This window comes from Pseudomonas marincola, from assembly GCF_900682675.2.
Classification (GTDB): Bacteria; Pseudomonadota; Gammaproteobacteria; order Pseudomonadales; family Pseudomonadaceae; genus Aquipseudomonas; species Aquipseudomonas marincola.
In genome coordinates, this window is the sequence record NZ_LR215729.2 from 3,495,074 (window position 1) to 3,510,149 (window position 15,076).

General features: G+C 58.0%; 15 protein-coding genes. 3 read left to right on the top strand and 12 right to left on the bottom strand.

The window, feature by feature from the left end:
- Positions 1–20: 20 nt before the first annotated feature.
- The 4 genes from thrC to xerD form a co-directional block, all read right to left on the bottom strand.
- A complete protein-coding gene (gene thrC / locus PMYSY11_RS16275) occupies positions 21–1,430 on the bottom strand; it encodes a threonine synthase (protein ID WP_069899558.1) in 1,410 nt (469 codons plus the stop codon).
- A 48-nt stretch (positions 1,431–1,478) separates the two neighbouring features.
- The gene (locus PMYSY11_RS16280; protein ID WP_069899559.1) at positions 1,479–2,783 is read right to left on the bottom strand and encodes a homoserine dehydrogenase; all 1,305 of its coding nucleotides are present in this window, start codon (positions 2,781–2,783) and stop codon (positions 1,479–1,481) included.
- Between the two features lie 134 nt (positions 2,784–2,917).
- Complete coding sequence (gene dsbC, locus PMYSY11_RS16285; protein WP_069899560.1) at positions 2,918–3,655, bottom strand: bifunctional protein-disulfide isomerase/oxidoreductase DsbC; 738 nt, start codon at positions 3,653–3,655, stop codon at positions 2,918–2,920.
- 172 nt (positions 3,656–3,827) lie between these two features.
- A complete protein-coding gene (gene xerD / locus PMYSY11_RS16290) occupies positions 3,828–4,724 on the bottom strand; it encodes a site-specific tyrosine recombinase XerD (RefSeq protein ID WP_069899561.1) in 897 nt (298 codons plus the stop codon).
- A 106-nt stretch (positions 4,725–4,830) separates the two neighbouring features.
- On the opposite strand from xerD, the gene PMYSY11_RS16295 reads away from it, so the two are divergent.
- The gene (locus tag PMYSY11_RS16295) at positions 4,831–6,666 is read left to right on the top strand and encodes a cation:proton antiporter (protein ID WP_069899562.1); all 1,836 of its coding nucleotides are present in this window, start codon (positions 4,831–4,833) and stop codon (positions 6,664–6,666) included.
- Between the two features lie 54 nt (positions 6,667–6,720).
- Here PMYSY11_RS16295 and PMYSY11_RS16300 read toward each other — a convergent pair whose 3' ends face one another.
- The 6 genes from PMYSY11_RS16300 to ffh form a co-directional block, all read right to left on the bottom strand.
- The gene (locus PMYSY11_RS16300; protein WP_069899563.1) at positions 6,721–7,137 is read right to left on the bottom strand and encodes an acyl-CoA thioesterase; all 417 of its coding nucleotides are present in this window, start codon (positions 7,135–7,137) and stop codon (positions 6,721–6,723) included.
- A gap of 177 nt (positions 7,138–7,314) precedes the next feature.
- Positions 7,315–7,665: a 50S ribosomal protein L19 gene (gene rplS / locus PMYSY11_RS16305; RefSeq protein ID WP_069899564.1), complete on the bottom strand. Its 351-nt coding sequence runs from the start codon at positions 7,663–7,665 to the stop codon at positions 7,315–7,317.
- Between the two features lie 42 nt (positions 7,666–7,707).
- Entirely contained in the window at positions 7,708–8,460 is a 753-nt protein-coding gene (gene trmD, locus PMYSY11_RS16310; protein WP_069899565.1) for a tRNA (guanosine(37)-N1)-methyltransferase TrmD, read from the bottom strand.
- 5 nt (positions 8,461–8,465) lie between these two features.
- Complete coding sequence (gene rimM / locus PMYSY11_RS16315; RefSeq protein WP_069899566.1) at positions 8,466–9,002, bottom strand: ribosome maturation factor RimM; 537 nt, start codon at positions 9,000–9,002, stop codon at positions 8,466–8,468.
- 6 nt (positions 9,003–9,008) lie between these two features.
- Positions 9,009–9,260 (bottom strand): 30S ribosomal protein S16, encoded by a 252-nt coding sequence (rpsP, locus tag PMYSY11_RS16320; RefSeq protein ID WP_069899567.1) that lies wholly within the window; start codon positions 9,258–9,260, stop codon positions 9,009–9,011.
- Positions 9,261–9,486: 226 nt separating this feature from the next.
- On the bottom strand, positions 9,487–10,866 hold the full coding sequence (gene ffh, locus PMYSY11_RS16325) for a signal recognition particle protein (protein WP_069899568.1): 1,380 nt from the start codon (positions 10,864–10,866) through the stop codon (positions 9,487–9,489).
- Positions 10,867–11,023: 157 nt separating this feature from the next.
- Here ffh and PMYSY11_RS16330 point away from each other — a divergent pair, with 157 nt between their 5' ends.
- Both PMYSY11_RS16330 and PMYSY11_RS16335 read left to right on the top strand, forming a co-directional pair.
- Complete coding sequence (locus PMYSY11_RS16330; RefSeq protein ID WP_069899569.1) at positions 11,024–11,824, top strand: cytochrome C assembly family protein; 801 nt, start codon at positions 11,024–11,026, stop codon at positions 11,822–11,824.
- Between the two features lie 9 nt (positions 11,825–11,833).
- Complete coding sequence (locus PMYSY11_RS16335) at positions 11,834–13,120, top strand: HlyC/CorC family transporter (RefSeq protein ID WP_069899570.1); 1,287 nt, start codon at positions 11,834–11,836, stop codon at positions 13,118–13,120.
- Here PMYSY11_RS16335 and PMYSY11_RS16340 read toward each other — a convergent pair.
- Positions 13,089–13,886, bottom strand: coding sequence for an SGNH/GDSL hydrolase family protein (locus PMYSY11_RS16340; RefSeq protein WP_069899571.1), 798 nt, complete (start codon positions 13,884–13,886; stop codon positions 13,089–13,091). The two genes, PMYSY11_RS16335 and PMYSY11_RS16340, sit on opposite strands and share 32 nt — an antisense overlap.
- A complete protein-coding gene (gene purT, locus PMYSY11_RS16345; protein WP_090508968.1) occupies positions 13,883–15,064 on the bottom strand; it encodes a formate-dependent phosphoribosylglycinamide formyltransferase in 1,182 nt (393 codons plus the stop codon). The genes PMYSY11_RS16340 and purT overlap by 4 nt, the downstream gene beginning before the upstream one ends.
- Positions 15,065–15,076: the final 12 nt, after the last annotated feature.

A 15,076-nucleotide genomic window follows, 5' to 3' on the forward strand; every position in this document is an offset into this window, starting at 1 on the left:
CTTTTTTACATGCAGCGCTCTTACAGTGGCTTACCGCGATTGCCATGTGCGGCAACGAAGCCCTGCACGGCTTTCAGGTCGTTGGCCAGCACGGTGCAACGCTCATCGCGCTCGAACAAGTCGGCGAGATGCGCCGGCAATGTAGGCGACTCGCCGACACCTGCCTTCTCAACGGCATCCGGGAACTTGACCGGATGCGCCGTGCCCAGAACCACCATCGGCACAGCCAGACTGCGACGGCATTCACGGGCGGCGCGCACGCCGATTGCGGTGTGCGGGTCGAGCAATTCGCCGCACTCGTTGAACACTTCGGTGATGGTTTCGCAGGTTGCCTGATCATCCACAGCCAGCGAATCGAACAGCTTGCGGGCTTCGGTCCAGCGATCATCTTCGATGCTGAAACCACCGCCCTGCTTGAAGTTGGCCATCAACTCGGCAATCGACGCGCCGTTGCGACCGTGCAGGTCGAACAGCAAGCGTTCGAAGTTCGACGACACCATGATGTCCATCGACGGCGACAAGGTCGGGTGCAGCGTCTCTTTGACGTACTGATTGCCGCTCATGAAGCGGTGCAGGATGTCGTTACGGTTGGTCGCAACGATCAACTGGCTGATCGGCAGGCCCATGTTACGTGCGAGGTAACCCGCGAAGATGTCACCGAAGTTGCCGGTTGGCACCGAGAACGCGACCGAGCGCGCCGGGCCGCCAAGCTGCAGGGAGGCGTGGAAGTAGTAAACGATCTGGGCCATGATCCGCGCCCAGTTGATCGAGTTCACGGCAACCAGTCGCGTGCCCTTGAGGAAGCTCTGGTCAGCAAAGCTGTCCTTGATCATCTCCTGGCAATCGTCGAAGTTACCCTCAACGGCGATGTTGTGGATGTTCTCGCCCATGATGGTGGTCATCTGGCGACGCTGAACTTCCGAGACGCGGTTGTGCGGGTGCAGGATGAAGATGTCGACGTTTTCGCAACGGCGGCAGCCTTCAATCGCAGCCGAACCGGTATCGCCGGAGGTTGCGCCCATGATCACCACGCGCTCGCCGCGCTTCTCAAGCACGTAATCGAGCAGGCGACCGAGCAGCTGCAGCGCGAAGTCTTTAAACGCCAGGGTCGGGCCGTGGAACAGTTCGAGCACCCACTCGTTGCTGTTCAGCTGACGCAATGGCGCGACCGCATTGTGGGCAAATACGCCGTAGGTTTCTTCAAGGATTTTCTTGAAGTCGGCATCCGGAATGCTGCCGGTTACGAACGGGCGCATCACGCGGAAAGCCAGTTCGTGATACGGCAGGCCAGCCCAGGAAGCGATTTCTTCCTGGGTGAAACGTGGCAGGTTCTCTGGCACGTACAGGCCGCCGTCGCTGGCGAGACCTGCCAGCAGCACATCTTCGAAATTCAGGGCCGGGGCCTGGCCGCGAGTACTGATATAACGCATTTCTACAAACCTTTGGCTTGAGCGTGGGCGGCAAAACCGCCCAGCTGATTAATTCAACTGTTCGACGCGGATGCGCACGACATTGCCGACCACATCATCCAGCGCTTCAAGCGCGCTGATGGCGTCGTCAATGTGCGACTCGACTACGCGATGAGTCACCAGAATCATTGGCACCAGGCCGTCATGTTCTTCGACTTCTTTTTGCATGATCGATTCGATATTGATTCCGCGAGCCGACAGAATACTGGCCACCTGAGCCAAAACGCCCGGACGGTCTTTAGCCTGAATGCGCAGGTAGTAAGCGCTCTCGCAGGCATTGATCGGCAGAATCGGGTGATCAGACAACGCGTCCGGCTGGAAGGCCAGATGCGGCACATGATTGGTTGGGTCGGTAGTCAAAGCACGCACCACGTCGACCAAATCCGCCACCACAGACGATGCGGTTGGCTCCATACCGGCGCCTGCGCCGTAGTACAGGGTTGAACCAACGGCATCACCGTTGACCATCACGGCGTTCATTACGCCGTTGACGTTGGCGATCAGGCGGTCAGCCGGGATCAGCGTCGGGTGAACGCGCAATTCAATGCCCGCGTCAGTGCGGCGAGCCACACCCAGATGCTTGATGCGATAACCCAGCGCGTCAGCGTAGTTGACGTCAGCCGAGGTCAGCTTGGTGATGCCCTCGGTGTAGGCCTTGTCAAACTGCAGCGGCACACCAAAGGCGATGGACGCCAGAATGGTCAGCTTGTGCGCCGCGTCGATGCCTTCAACGTCGAAGGTCGGGTCTGCTTCGGCATAACCCAGCGCCTGCGCCTCTGCGAGCACGTCTTCGAAGGTACGGCCCTTCTCGCGCATTTCGCTGAGAATGAAGTTGCCGGTGCCATTGATGATGCCCGCCAGCCAGTTGATACGGTTGGCAGCAAGGCCTTCGCGGATGGCTTTGATCACCGGGATGCCGCCAGCAACAGCAGCTTCGAATGCGACGATTACGCCCTTCTCGCGCGCTTTGGCGAAGATCTCGTTACCGTACACGGCAATCAGCGCCTTGTTGGCAGTGACCACGTGTTTGCCGTTCTCGATGGCCTTGAGCACCAGATCGCGGGCGATGGTGCTGCCACCAATCAACTCGATGACGATCTCGATTTCAGGGTTGTTGGCAACCTCGAATACATCGTTGGTAATCGCAGTGCCGGTTGTATCGCATTGTGGGTTGGCTGAACGCTGCGCAATCTGCGCCACTTCAATACCACGCCCAGCGCGCCGCGCAATTTCTTCGGCGTTACGCTTGAGCACGTTAAATGTACCGCCACCGACAGTACCTAATCCACAGATGCCTACTTTGACCGGTTTCACACTGAACTCCCATCAGTACTGCATAAAACGGCCGACTGATAAGCCGGCCGCAGAAAATAGAGCCGCACATTACGAAGCGGCTGCTTATTAGTCAATCTACATGGGCGCCAAGCTGATCAGCGCCCTGCTGCATATTACTTGGCGTTGAGGGCCAATTCAGCCACTTGTGCTGCCGGCTGATAGCCGGGAATCAACTGGCCGTCTTCCAGAACGATTGCCGGCGTACCGTTTACGCCCACCGACTGGCCAAGCATGTACTGCTTGCTGACCGGGTTGCTGCACTTGGGTGCAGAGATATTCTGGCCTTCAACCATGGCGTCCATCGCCTTGGTGCGATCGGAAGAACACCACACGGCCTGCAACTGCTTGTCGCCAGCAGAGCCTGGCCCTTGACGCGGGAACGCCAGATAACGCACTTCGACGCCGCGCTTGTTCAACTCGGCCACTTCACCATGCAGCTTGTGGCAATACGGGCACGTGGTATCGGTAAATACAGTGATGTGAGTCTTGGCTTCGCCCACGGCCGGGTAAACGACCATTTCGGCAGTTGGAATGCCATTGATGGTTTTGGCGATGCCGGTACGCTCGGCTTTCTCGGTCAGGTTGACCGGGGCGCCAGGCGTCATCTGAAACAGATTGCCCTGCATCAGAAACTGGCCATCGGGGCTGGCATACAGCACGCGACCGCCCTGCAAATGGACCTCATACAAGCCTTTTAACGGGCTGGCAGCAACGCTTTCGACCGGCACACCAAGCTGGATTGCCTCCAGTGACTTGCGGATAGCCTGCTCGGCATCATCGGCATGAGTGACAGTGCTCATGAGAGCCAGAACAGCGGTGGCAGCGGCAGCAATAATTCGGGTTACGCGCATGGGTACTCCTGTCGAGCAGCGCAATCTTTAGGGTCGTTGAGACTACCATAACGGGCCGAAAAGGCCGACTGTGAGACGCACTTCTGGCGCCATCCTCTGCACGAGTGGTGCGTTAATCGGCAAAACTGCAGCATTGTCCTGCAGTTTTATCAGCCAATCGCAGAGAACTTCCCTAGCCGCGCGGGTGATGTTTGCCGTGCAGCTCCTGCAGCCGCGCTCTGGCGATGTGGGTATAAATTTGCGTGGTGGATAAATCACTGTGGCCGAGCAGCATCTGCACCACCCGCAAATCTGCGCCGTGGTTGAGCAGGTGCGTGGCGAAGGCGTGACGCAAGGTGTGCGGCGACAGTGACTTGGCAATCCCGGCGACCTTGGCCTGATGCTTAATGCGGTGCCAGAAGGTCTGGCGCGTCATCTGTTCGCCGCGCAAACTGGGGAACAACACGTTGCTCGGTTTGCCATCAAGCAAAAAGGGCCGCGCCTCTTTGCTGTAGCGCTCTATCCAGGCAATCGCCTCCTCACCCAGCGGCACTAACCGCTCTTTGCTGCCCTTGCCGAATACACGCAACACGCCCTGGCGCAGATTGACTTGCTCCAGGGTTAGACCAATCAGCTCGCTCACCCGCAGCCCGCACGCGTAAAGCACTTCGAGCATGGCGCGATCACGCAGGCCAATCGGGTCATCCAGCTCAGGCGCGGCGAGCAAGGCCTCAACATCCGCCTCGGACAGCGATTTAGGCAGCGGCCGGCCTAACTGAGGCATATCGACCTGCAGGGTTGGGTCGAGCTCTATCACCCCTTCGCGCACCAGATAGCGATAGAAGCCGCGCGCGCCGGAGAGGAAGCGCGCAGTTGAGCGCGCCTTGTAACCTTCATTTAATCGCCAGGCCAAGTGGTCAAGTAACGCTTCACGACCCACACTGATCAGGTCGAGATCACGCGTATTCAGCCACGCATGGAAATGCTCAAGATCACTGCGATAGGCATCGCGTGTGTGCTCACTCAGGCCTTTTTCAAACCAGAGTGCTTCGAGGAATCGTTCTATGTGCGGATGTTCTAGCGTTGCCATTGAATACTGCTTTAATGTTGCGACCTAAAGAAGCCACCGGCATTTGCGAAGTGGCTGCAACAGTCTTCCACAGCGCAAGCAGCATCACCAGCGACAAGGAGTCATGATGGACGAAACAAAGATTATGTTCGCAATCGGCGGCATTGGTGCAGCAGCGCTGGCAAGTCAGTGGCTGGCTTGGCGGTTGCGCTTGCCGGCGATTCTATTTCTGTTGCTCAGCGGGCTTCTGGCCGGCCCGTTACTCGGCCTGCTCGACCCCGAAGCATTGTTTGGACCACTGCTGTTCCCAATGGTGTCACTGGCCGTCGCGCTGATTCTGTTCGAAGGCAGCCTGACCCTGCATCTATCCGAATGGAAAGAGATCGGCACCGTGGTCCACCGTCTGGTGACATGGGGCGCAATGATTACCTGGGCGGTGATTGCCTGTGCCACGCATTACCTGCTCGATTTCAGCTGGGAGCTGGCGCTGCTGTTCGGCACCCTGACGCTGGTAACGGGGCCGACGGTGATTGTGCCGATGCTGCGCGTGGTACGCCCGAAAGCCTCGATTGCCAACATTCTGCGCTGGGAAGGCATTGTGATCGACCCGATTGGCGCGTTACTCGCCGTTGTGGTGTTCAGCTTTATCGTCAGCCAGGATGGCGGCAGCCCGTTTGGCGCCAGCATGATCACCTTTGCCATGGTCATCGGCACAGGCGCGCTGCTCGGTGCGGTTGGCGGCTGGCTGTTCGGTCAGGTGTTGAAACGCCACTGGCTGCCTGAATACCTGCAAAACCTGGCGTCATTGGCTGCGGTGCTGGGGATTTTCATCGGTTCCAACACCCTGGTGCATGAATCCGGTCTGCTGGCGGTCACAGTGATGGGCATGTGGCTGGCCAACATGCGCGGCGTCGACGTTAAACAGATATTGCACTTCAAGGAGAACCTCAGCGTTCTGCTGATCTCCGGCCTGTTTATCATTCTGGCAGCGCGTCTGGACCTCAATGCGCTGATCGCCCTGGGCCCGGTAACCCTCGTTCTGCTGGCCATTATCCAGCTCGTTGCACGCCCATTGAGCGTGTTCGTCTGCACGCTTGGCTCCAGCCTTAACTGGCGCGAGCGCAGCCTGCTGGCATGGATTGCGCCACGCGGGATTGTCGCTGCGGCGGTTTCGGCAATCTTCGCCCTGCGCTTGCAAGAGTACGGCTACGAGCAGGCCGTGCTTCTGGTTCCGCTGACCTTTCTGGTGATTATCGGCACCGTAGTTCTGCAGAGCGCCACGGCACGCCCGCTGGCACAACTGCTCAAGGTGGCAGAGCCGGCGCCGAGCGGCTTCCTGATTGTCGGCGCCAACCCGGTCGCCCGCGCCATCGGCAAGGCCCTGACCAAGCTCGACACCCGCGTGTTGCTGACCGACTCCAGCTGGGAAAACACCCGAGCAGCGCGCATGGATAACCTGCCCACCTACTTCGGCAACCCGACTTCACAGCACGCCGAAGCGCACCTGGATCTGGTCGGTCTCGGTCACATGCTGGCACTGTCGCCGTCGAGCGAACTCAACGCGCTGGCCTGTATGCACTATCGCCATGACTTCCCGGCCAAGCGTCGCTTCACTCTGCCAAGCGGCAATGAAAGCCGTCGCAGCGATAAGCATCGCAGCAGCGATGGTGTGCGTGGCCGGTGCCTCGGCAGCGAGCCGCTGAGCTTCCCGCAGTTCGCCAGTCGCCTGAGCAAGGGCGCCGAAATCCGCACGACCACGCTCACCGAAGCATTCGGCTGGAGTGAGTACCAGAAGCTTTATGGCGACAAGGCCGTGGTTATTCTGGCCCGCGACCCGAAAGGCTGGATCCACGTGGCCACCCAGCCGTTGGACTTCGCGCCCGGCCCGGACTGGAGCCTGATCGCGTTGATTGAAGAAGAGCCAGCCGAGGCCGCCCCCGCCGCGGTAGCTTCAGGCAAATAAAGCGAGTGTGAGGGTTACTGACGCAGGCTCTGTCGGGCCTGCGTCAGGATTCACTCAGCTAGCAGGAAAGTCCGGCAATACCGGGATCGGCGTCTTCTCGTCATCAATGGCAACGAAGCTGAATACGCCATGAATCGCGCGCTCGCGACTGTCACAGCTCATGCTCTCGACAAACACTTCAACCTCGACCTTGAGGCTGGTGTTGCCGACATGAATCACCCGCCCGACCAGCTCAAGAATCGAACCTGCCGCAATCGCATGTTTGAAGTCGATGCGATCGGATGAAACGGTCACCAGCGGCAGGCGACAAAACCGCGTGGCCGCAATGAACGAAACCTCATCCATCCACGCCAGCGCCGTACCGCCGAACAAGGTGTTGTGGTGATTGGTGGTGGGCGGAAATACCGCCTTGGCGACGCGGGTGGTGGACAGCTCTGTGCGGCGTTGGATTTCTTGCTCGCGAGGGGTCATGCAATGCAACCTATTATGAATCGGGGAAAGCCACTGAGCCGGCTGATGCGTGCCAGTGGCAGATACTTGAGCACCGCCCTGATGCGCAGAAAAGACGGGCAGTTACGCTGAGTAAAATCAGGATTACAGAAACGAAAAAGGCAGCCCGAGGGCTGCCTTTTTTCAGAGAAAAATGTCTTACGACAGTTTTTCCTTGATGCGAGCTGCTTTACCAGACAGGTCACGGAGGTAGTAAAGCTTGGCTTTACGCACGTCACCGCGACGCTTAACAGCCAGGCTGTCTACCAGCGGGCTGTAAGTCTGGAAGGTACGCTCAACGCCTACACCGTTGGAGATTTTACGAACAGTGAAAGCACTGTTCACGCCACGGTTACGCTTGGCGATTACGACGCCTTCGAAAGCCTGCAGACGCTGACGATCGCCTTCCTTAACTTTAACCTGAACGACTACGGTGTCGCCCGGTGCAAAGGTAGGGATCTCTTTGGTCATCTGTTCAGCTTCGAGCTGAAGAATAATTTTGTTGGTCATGCTGCGCTCCTAAGACAAGCGGTCTGGCTTGTCATCGATACATTAACTATCGTCCCGCTGGCGGATGTATTCCTCCAGCAGCTTTTTCTCTTCCCCAGAAAGCGAGCGGCTATCCAGAAGATCGACGCGTCGTTCGTGAGTCCTACCAAGGGACTGCTGCAAACGCCAGCGCCGGATGTGCTCGTGGTTACCGCTAAGCAGTACCTCAGGAACACGCTTATCCGCATACACCTCCGGGCGGGTGTAGTGCGGGCAGTCGAGTAGACCATCCGTAAAGGAGTCTTCCTCGGCCGAACCTGCATGACCTAATGCACCAGGCAAAAGGCGCGTTACCGCATCGATCAGAACCATGGCCGGCAGCTCACCGCCAGACAGGACGTAATCCCCAATCGACCATTCTTCATCAACATGCGCCTCAATAAAGCGCTCATCGATGCCTTCGTAGCGACCTGCGATGAGGATCAAAGCCTCTTCGTTTGCCAGTTCGCGTACTGCTGACTGAGTCAGCTGACGACCCTGCGGCGAAAGGTAAATCACCTTCGCTTTTTCACCTGCGGCTTGCTTGGCATCGAGCAAAGCATCCTCAAGCGGCTTGATCTTCATCACCATGCCAGGACCTCCACCAAAAGGTCGGTCATCAACAGTGTGATGACGATCTGTGGTGTAGCTCCGCGGATTCCAACAATTGAGCTGCAAGAGCTGTTGTTTCACCGCACGGCTGGTAATGCCATATTCGCTGATAGCAGCAAACATTTCCGGGAACAGCGTAATGACTTCAACGCGCAGGCTAGGCATGTCGCTTAGAAGTCCGCATCCCAGTCAACTTGCATCTCGCCAGCACTCAGATCTACCGACAACACGCACTGCTCTGTATAGGGCAGCAAGCGTTCACGATCATCCAGGCTGCCTGTACAAGGCTTGACCACTATCACATCGTTGGCGCCGGTCTCGAACAGATGATCAACCTTGCCGAGCAATTGCCCTGCCTGATCGATAACCTTAAGACCTTCCAACTGATACCAGTAAAACTCGTCATCGCTCAGTTCTGGCAGTTCGCTGCGGGCTACGCAGATCTCGAAGCCGGCGTAAGTACGCGCCACTTCACGATCATCGAGACCCTTCAACTTCGCTACCAGGACCTTGCCTTGCAAGCGTCCACTGGCCACTTCAACCTGCTTTACCTCGTTGTCACGCCTAAGCGTCCAACGGCGGTAATCAAGCACATTACTGATCGGGTCGGTAAAGGAATAAACCTTCACGTCGCCTTTCACGCCATGTACCGAAACGATCTTACCGAGTACAACGAGGTCCTCGGCGGTAGCTGGCGTCGTGCTCATAAATACTTAGGCTGCAGCCTGAGCATTTACCTTCAGCAGCTGAGCAACGCGCTCAGACGGCTGTGCACCCTGGCTCAGCCAGTAAGTAACACGCTCTTGGTTAACAGACAGCTTGATTTCGTTACCCGAAGCAACCGGGTTGAAGAAACCAACACGCTCAACGAAACGACCGTCGCGCGCATTGCGGCTGTTGGTCACGGTGAGGTGGTAAAATGGGCGCTTTTTAGAGCCGCCACGGGCTAGACGGATGGTTACCATTAAACTTCGTTCCTGTAGTCGGTGCTGCAAAAAAGAAATGCAAGCATAGGGCACTAGGCCCGAAAGGCCGCATATTCTAAGGATTATCCGGATTTTTGCAAATAACTTTTTGCCCCCGCCGGTCGGGGTACTGGCCTGTCATGCCTGACAGGCTATTCAAACCTTCTGGTTTATTTGGCTAAACAGCCCATTTTAGCGGGCTGCAGGCCTGAACCAAGAGACTGAATTACAGCTTGGGCATCCCGCCGCCACCCGGCAACATTCCACCCATACCACGCATCATTTTCGCCATGCCGCCTTTAGCGGTGAATTTCTTCATCATTTTCTGCATCTGCTTGTGCTGTTTGATCAGCCGGCCGATGTCTTGAACCTGAGTTCCGGAACCCATGGCGATGCGGCGTTTGCGCGAACCACTGATAATTTCAGGGTCACGGCGCTCGCCCGGCGTCATCGAGTTGATGATCGCCTCCATTTGTTTGAATTGCTTTTCAGCAGCGCCCTGGGCATTGCCCATCTGCGCCGGATTCATGCCGCCCATTTGCGGCAGTTTATCCATCAGGCCGCCAAGGCCGCCCATGTTCTTCATCTGTTGCAGCTGATCACGGAAGTCTTCGAGGTCGAAGCCCTTGCCCTTCTTCAGTTTCTTGGTGAGCTTGTCGGCCTTTTCACGGTCGATTGTCTGCTCGGCCTGTTCGATCAGGCTGAGTACGTCACCCATACCCAGAATGCGCGAGGCAATACGATCCGGGTGGAATGGCTCAAGGGCGTCGGATTTCTCGCCCATACCAATAAACTTGATTGGCTTGCCGGTCACATGGCGCACGGACAACGCCGCACCACCACGCGCATCACCGTCGACTTTGGTCAGCACAACACCGGTCAGCGGCAGCGCATCAGCGAAGGCCTTGGCCGTAGCAGCGGCGTCCTGGCCGGTCATGGCGTCGACCACGAACAGTGTTTCAGCTGGCTTCACTGCCTGATGCAGGGCCTGGATTTCCGCCATCATCTCGGCATCAATGGCCAGACGACCCGCGGTATCGACCAGCACTACGTCGATGTACTTGAGCTTGGCTTCGGCAATCGCCGCCTGCGCAATAGCCACCGGCTTCTGGCTGATGTCCGACGGGAAGAAGGTAACGCCCACTTCACCGGCCAGGGTCTCAAGCTGCTTGATCGCAGCAGGACGATAAACGTCCGCAGAAACCACCAGCACCGATTTCTTCTTACGTTCTTTAAGAAACTTCGCCAGCTTGCCGACAGTGGTAGTTTTACCCGCACCCTGCAGACCCGCCATCAAGACGACGGCCGGCGGCGTGACATTAAGGGCCAGATCTTCGTTGGCGGCCCCCATGATCGACTCAAGCTCAGCCTGAACGATCTTCACGAACGCCTGACCCGGGGTCAGACTTTTCGATACTTCGGTGCCGACCGCGCGATCACGAATGCGATTGACGAAGTCTTTAACCACCGGCAACGCAACGTCGGCTTCGAGCAACGCCATGCGCACTTCACGCAGGGTGTCCTTGATATTGTCTTCTGTCAGCTTGGCTTTGCCAGTGACATTTCGCAGCGTTAGCGAGAGGCGGTCAGTTAAATTTTCGAACATGCTCGTTCCTTTCAGGTTCCGCTGAACCGAGGCTGGGCTTGCAACTAGCCGGCGATTATAACCAACTGTCTGCAACACTGACACCGCCAGTGGTCTTTCGTGAACGATCCTTTGTGTGCCACACTCAGCGCCTTTAGGGATTGTCCTAACAGGAATTATGCACCCTCTGCTACCTAGCCTCGTTGCTATCTGCTTGTATGCAGGCGCCGCCGCCTACCAAGGCCTGAGCCTGAAACAGGGCAAGCGCCCCAACACACGCCTGCTGAAAATGCTCGGCGTCATCGCCTTGTGCTTCCACGGCGGCAGTCTCTATATACAAATGCATCACCCGGCGGGCCTTGCGCTCGACCTGTTCAATGCCGGCAGCCTGATCGCCTTTGCTGTGATCGCCATCACGCTTTTGGCCTGCTCGCGCATTCCGGTGGAAAATCTTCTGCTGTTTTTGTACCCGCTGGGGTGCGTAACCGTGCTGTTTGCGCAGTTCATGCCCAGCGGCACTATCCAGCCAATTGATGAAGAGCCGGGCATCATCGCGCATATCCTGCTGTCGATTCTGGCTTACGGCATGCTCACCATTGCCGTGTTCCAGTCGCTGTTGGTGCTCATGCAAGACCACCAACTGAAACACAAACACCCGACAGGTCTGATCAAGAACTTCCCGCCGCTGCAAACCATGGAAAGCCTGCTGTTCGGCTTTCTCTGGGCAGGCATGGGCATGCTATCGCTGGCCCTGATCTCTGGCGCACTGTTCATCGACAATCTGTTTGCCCAGCACCTGGTACACAAGACCATACTGTCTTGCTTCGCCTGGGTGGTGTTCGCTGTGCTGTTGTGGGGCCGCCATCAGCTTGGCTGGCGCGGCCACAAAGCTATACGCTGGACGCTCGCAGGCTTCTGCCTGCTGATGCTGGCGTATTTCGGCAGCAAACTGGTTCGCGAATTCATCCTGCATATCTAGGCCACTACAGTGAACGATCTGCCTCCCGGCTTTTTGCTTGGCATCCTCATCTTCTTGCTGGCGTGCTCGGCTTTCTTTTCAAGTTCTGAAACCGGCATTCTCAGCCTCAACCGCTATCGTCTGAGGCATCGGGCCAAAGAGGGCCACCGTGGCGCCAAGCGCGTAACTGCCCTGCTCAACCGTCCCGACCACCTGCTCGGCACCATCCTCATTGGTAACAACTTCGTCAACATTCTGGCCTCATCGATTGCCACGGTGCTGGCTATCAAGTTGTATGGCGAAGCAGGCATTGCCATCGCCACCATCGGCCTGACGCTGGCACTGCTGATCTTCGGCGAAATCACCCCGAAAACCCTCGCCGCCCTGCATCCGGAGCGCGTCGCTTACCCATTCAGCATGCCGCTGACCATTTTGCTGAAGATTTTTTACCCGCTGGTAATTGCCCTGAGCTGGGTCAGCAACCACCTGCTGCGACTGTTTGGCGTAGATCCGGCCAACCAGGGCACCGACAGCCTTACGACTGAAGAATTGCGCAGCGTGGTGCGCGAGTCCGGGCATGAACTGCCGAAGAACCGCCAGAACATGCTGCTGGGTATTCTCGACCTTGAGCGCGTGACGGTTAACGACATCATGATCCCGCGTAACGAGGTCACCGGCATCAACCTTGATGACGACCTTGAGCTGCTCATCCAGCAGCTCACCAACACCACGCACACGCGCTTGCCGGTATTTCGCAACGACATCAACCAGATTGAAGGCGTGGTGCACATCCGCCAGATTGCGCGCCTGCTTACCAGCAACGAGCTGACCAAAGAGGCGCTGTTGAGCGCCTGCACCGAGCCGTATTTCGTTCCGGAAAGCACCCCGCTGTCGACCCAGCTAATCAACTTCCAGAAGCAGAAACACCGTATGGGCGTTGTGGTTGACGAGTATGGCGACGTGCTTGGCGTAGTCACCCTTGAAGACATTCTCGAAGAGATTGTCGGTGACTTCAGCAACCAGAATATTCTGCGCAGCCCGGACATCCATCCGCAAGACGACGGCACCCACGTTATCGATGGCTCGGCGTACATCCGCGAGGTCAACAAGGCGTTGGGCTGGGGCTTGCCTTGCGAAGGGCCAAAAACCCTTAACGGCCTGATTACCGAAGCACTGGAAAGCATTCCGGACTGCTCGGTATGCCTTAAAATTGGCCAATACCGCTTGGAAATTCTGCAATCGTCCGAGAACCGGGTGAAAAGCGTTAAGGTCTGGCTTGCCGAAGCTACGCCTGAGAGCCCTGAGGCTGAAGCCTGATACCCAGCAGCAGGTTATCCGCCCAGAGGCGATAGCCTGCTGCTGATGGGTGGTAACCATCCACCGCCATCAGATGTGCAGCAAAATCCATATCCAACGCCAGATACTGCGCGCCAGTCGCCGTAGCGGCCTCACGCATGGCGCGATCCAGCATGGCGGCGCGCAACCCCAGTAAGCGCCGGAACAGCCAGGGCAATGCAGTGAAGTGCTGCAAAGGCGGCACACCGCTGAACACGACGCGATCGGCCGTGGTTTGTGCATGGTGCTGCAGGCTATGAACAATCTGCTGTAGCGAGGCCTGCCAGCGCTTCAAGCTGCTTAAATGCGTGGTGTCGTTAACGCCCAGCAGCACGACCACCAGATCATGCGGCCCTGCTGCTGGCGTCGTCACCCGCTGCGGCAGGGCTCCCTGCGACAACATTCGCTGCGAAACATATCGCTGATGCAGCTTTGCTGCGGTTATGCCGTTTTCGCCGCACACTTGCCACGCAACGGGCCGACTGAAGCGCTGGCTCATCGCCCCCGCCAACTGCCCGGCCAGTGCCAACTGCATGCAGCTAACACCCACGCCGACCGCCGTCGACTCACCCAGCACCAGTAAACGCAGTGGTTCGCCAGCCAATGCAGCGCCCGCCACGCCGGCCTGCTCGCCTGCAGCCGGCATCAGGCGCAAGGCCTTGCGCCGGGTCAGCACTGCCATTGGCAGCACCACCGGCGATAACGCCAGCACCAGCAACCACCACGCCGATGCTAACGCCGCGCTCATAGTTCGACGTTAATCGCCTGCGCAGCGCGCGTAGCTTTAGCCCGAGCAGCTTGCAGCGACTCGTCGCGGGCGAGCGCCACGCCCATGCGACGTTGGCCGCTGACTTGTGGCTTACCAAACAAGCGCAAGGCGGTATCGGGCTCAGCAAGAGCCGCCGCAAGGTTGCCAAAGCTCACCTCTTGCGACTCACCCTCAACCAGCAAAACTGCCGAAGCCGAAGGCCCAAGCTGGCGAATGTGCGGAATTGGCAGACCGAGGATCGCCCGCGCGTGCAGGGCAAACTCAGACAAATCCTGCGAGATCAGCGTGACCATGCCGGTGTCATGCGGGCGCGGCGAGATTTCACAGAACCACACCTGATCACCCTTAACGAACAGCTCAACGCCGAACAGGCCGCGACCGCCCAATGCCTCGGTCACTGCCAGCGCAATGCGCTCGGCTTCAGCCTGCGCCTTCGGGCTCATCGCCTGTGGCTGCCAGGACTCCTGATAATCGCCTTTCTCCTGACGGTGACCGACAGGCGCACAGAACGTGGTGCCGCCAACGTGGCGAACAGTCAGCAGAGCGATTTCATAGTCAAAGTCGATAAAGCCTTCAACGATAACCCGACCTTTGCCAGCACGCCCACCGGCCTGCGCATAATCCCAGGCGGCTTGCACATCGGCAGCGCTCTTGAGCACCGACTGGCCTTTACCTGACGAGCTCATGATTGGCTTGACCACACACGGGAAGCCAATTGCCGCGACGGCTGCCTCAAAGGCCTCGAAGGAATCGGCAAACTGATACGGCGAGGTTGGCAGGCCCAACTCTTCAGCCGCCAGACGACGAATGCCTTCGCGGTTCATCGTCAGCTGCGCAGCGCGCGCACTCGGAATGACCGTGTAGCCTTCGGTTTCCAGCTCGGCCAGTGTCGCCGTGGCAATCGCTTCGATTTCCGGAACGATGTAATGCGGCTTTTCCTGTTCAATGATCGCGCGCAGCGCATCGCCATCGAGCATGTTCACCACATGACTGCGGTGCGCAACCTGCATCGCCGGCGCGTTTGCGTAGCGATCCACCGCAATCACTTCAACGCCCAGACGCTGCAACTCGATAACCACCTCTTTACCCAGCTCACCCGAGCCGCAGAGCAATACACGCGTCGCGCTGGGCGACAAAGGGGTTCCGATACGGGGCATAAATAATCCTTG

Bases quoted from the DNA above. Each gene is read 5' to 3' on its own strand.
- dsbC (WP_069899560.1), bottom strand. From the start codon at position 3,655: ATGCGCGTAACCCGAATTATTGCTGCCGCTGCCACCGCTGTTCTGGCT.
- trmD (WP_069899565.1), bottom strand. From the start codon at position 8,460: ATGCCTAGCCTGCGCGTTGAAGTCATTACGCTGTTCCCGGAAATGTTT.
- PMYSY11_RS16295 (WP_069899562.1), top strand. From the start codon at position 4,831: ATGGACGAAACAAAGATTATGTTCGCAATCGGCGGCATTGGTGCAGCA.
- purT (WP_090508968.1), bottom strand. From the start codon at position 15,064: ATGCCCCGTATCGGAACCCCTTTGTCGCCCAGCGCGACGCGTGTATTG.
- rimM (WP_069899566.1), bottom strand. From the start codon at position 9,002: ATGAGCACGACGCCAGCTACCGCCGAGGACCTCGTTGTACTCGGTAAG.
- PMYSY11_RS16340 (WP_069899571.1), bottom strand. From the start codon at position 13,886: ATGAGCGCGGCGTTAGCATCGGCGTGGTGGTTGCTGGTGCTGGCGTTA.
- ffh (WP_069899568.1), bottom strand. From the start codon at position 10,866: ATGTTCGAAAATTTAACTGACCGCCTCTCGCTAACGCTGCGAAATGTC.
- rplS (WP_069899564.1), bottom strand. From the start codon at position 7,665: ATGACCAACAAAATTATTCTTCAGCTCGAAGCTGAACAGATGACCAAA.
- xerD (WP_069899561.1), bottom strand. From the start codon at position 4,724: ATGGCAACGCTAGAACATCCGCACATAGAACGATTCCTCGAAGCACTC.
- rpsP (WP_069899567.1), bottom strand. From the start codon at position 9,260: ATGGTAACCATCCGTCTAGCCCGTGGCGGCTCTAAAAAGCGCCCATTT.
- PMYSY11_RS16330 (WP_069899569.1), top strand. From the start codon at position 11,024: ATGCACCCTCTGCTACCTAGCCTCGTTGCTATCTGCTTGTATGCAGGC.
- thrC (WP_069899558.1), bottom strand. From the start codon at position 1,430: ATGCGTTATATCAGTACTCGCGGCCAGGCCCCGGCCCTGAATTTCGAA.
- PMYSY11_RS16300 (WP_069899563.1), bottom strand. From the start codon at position 7,137: ATGACCCCTCGCGAGCAAGAAATCCAACGCCGCACAGAGCTGTCCACC.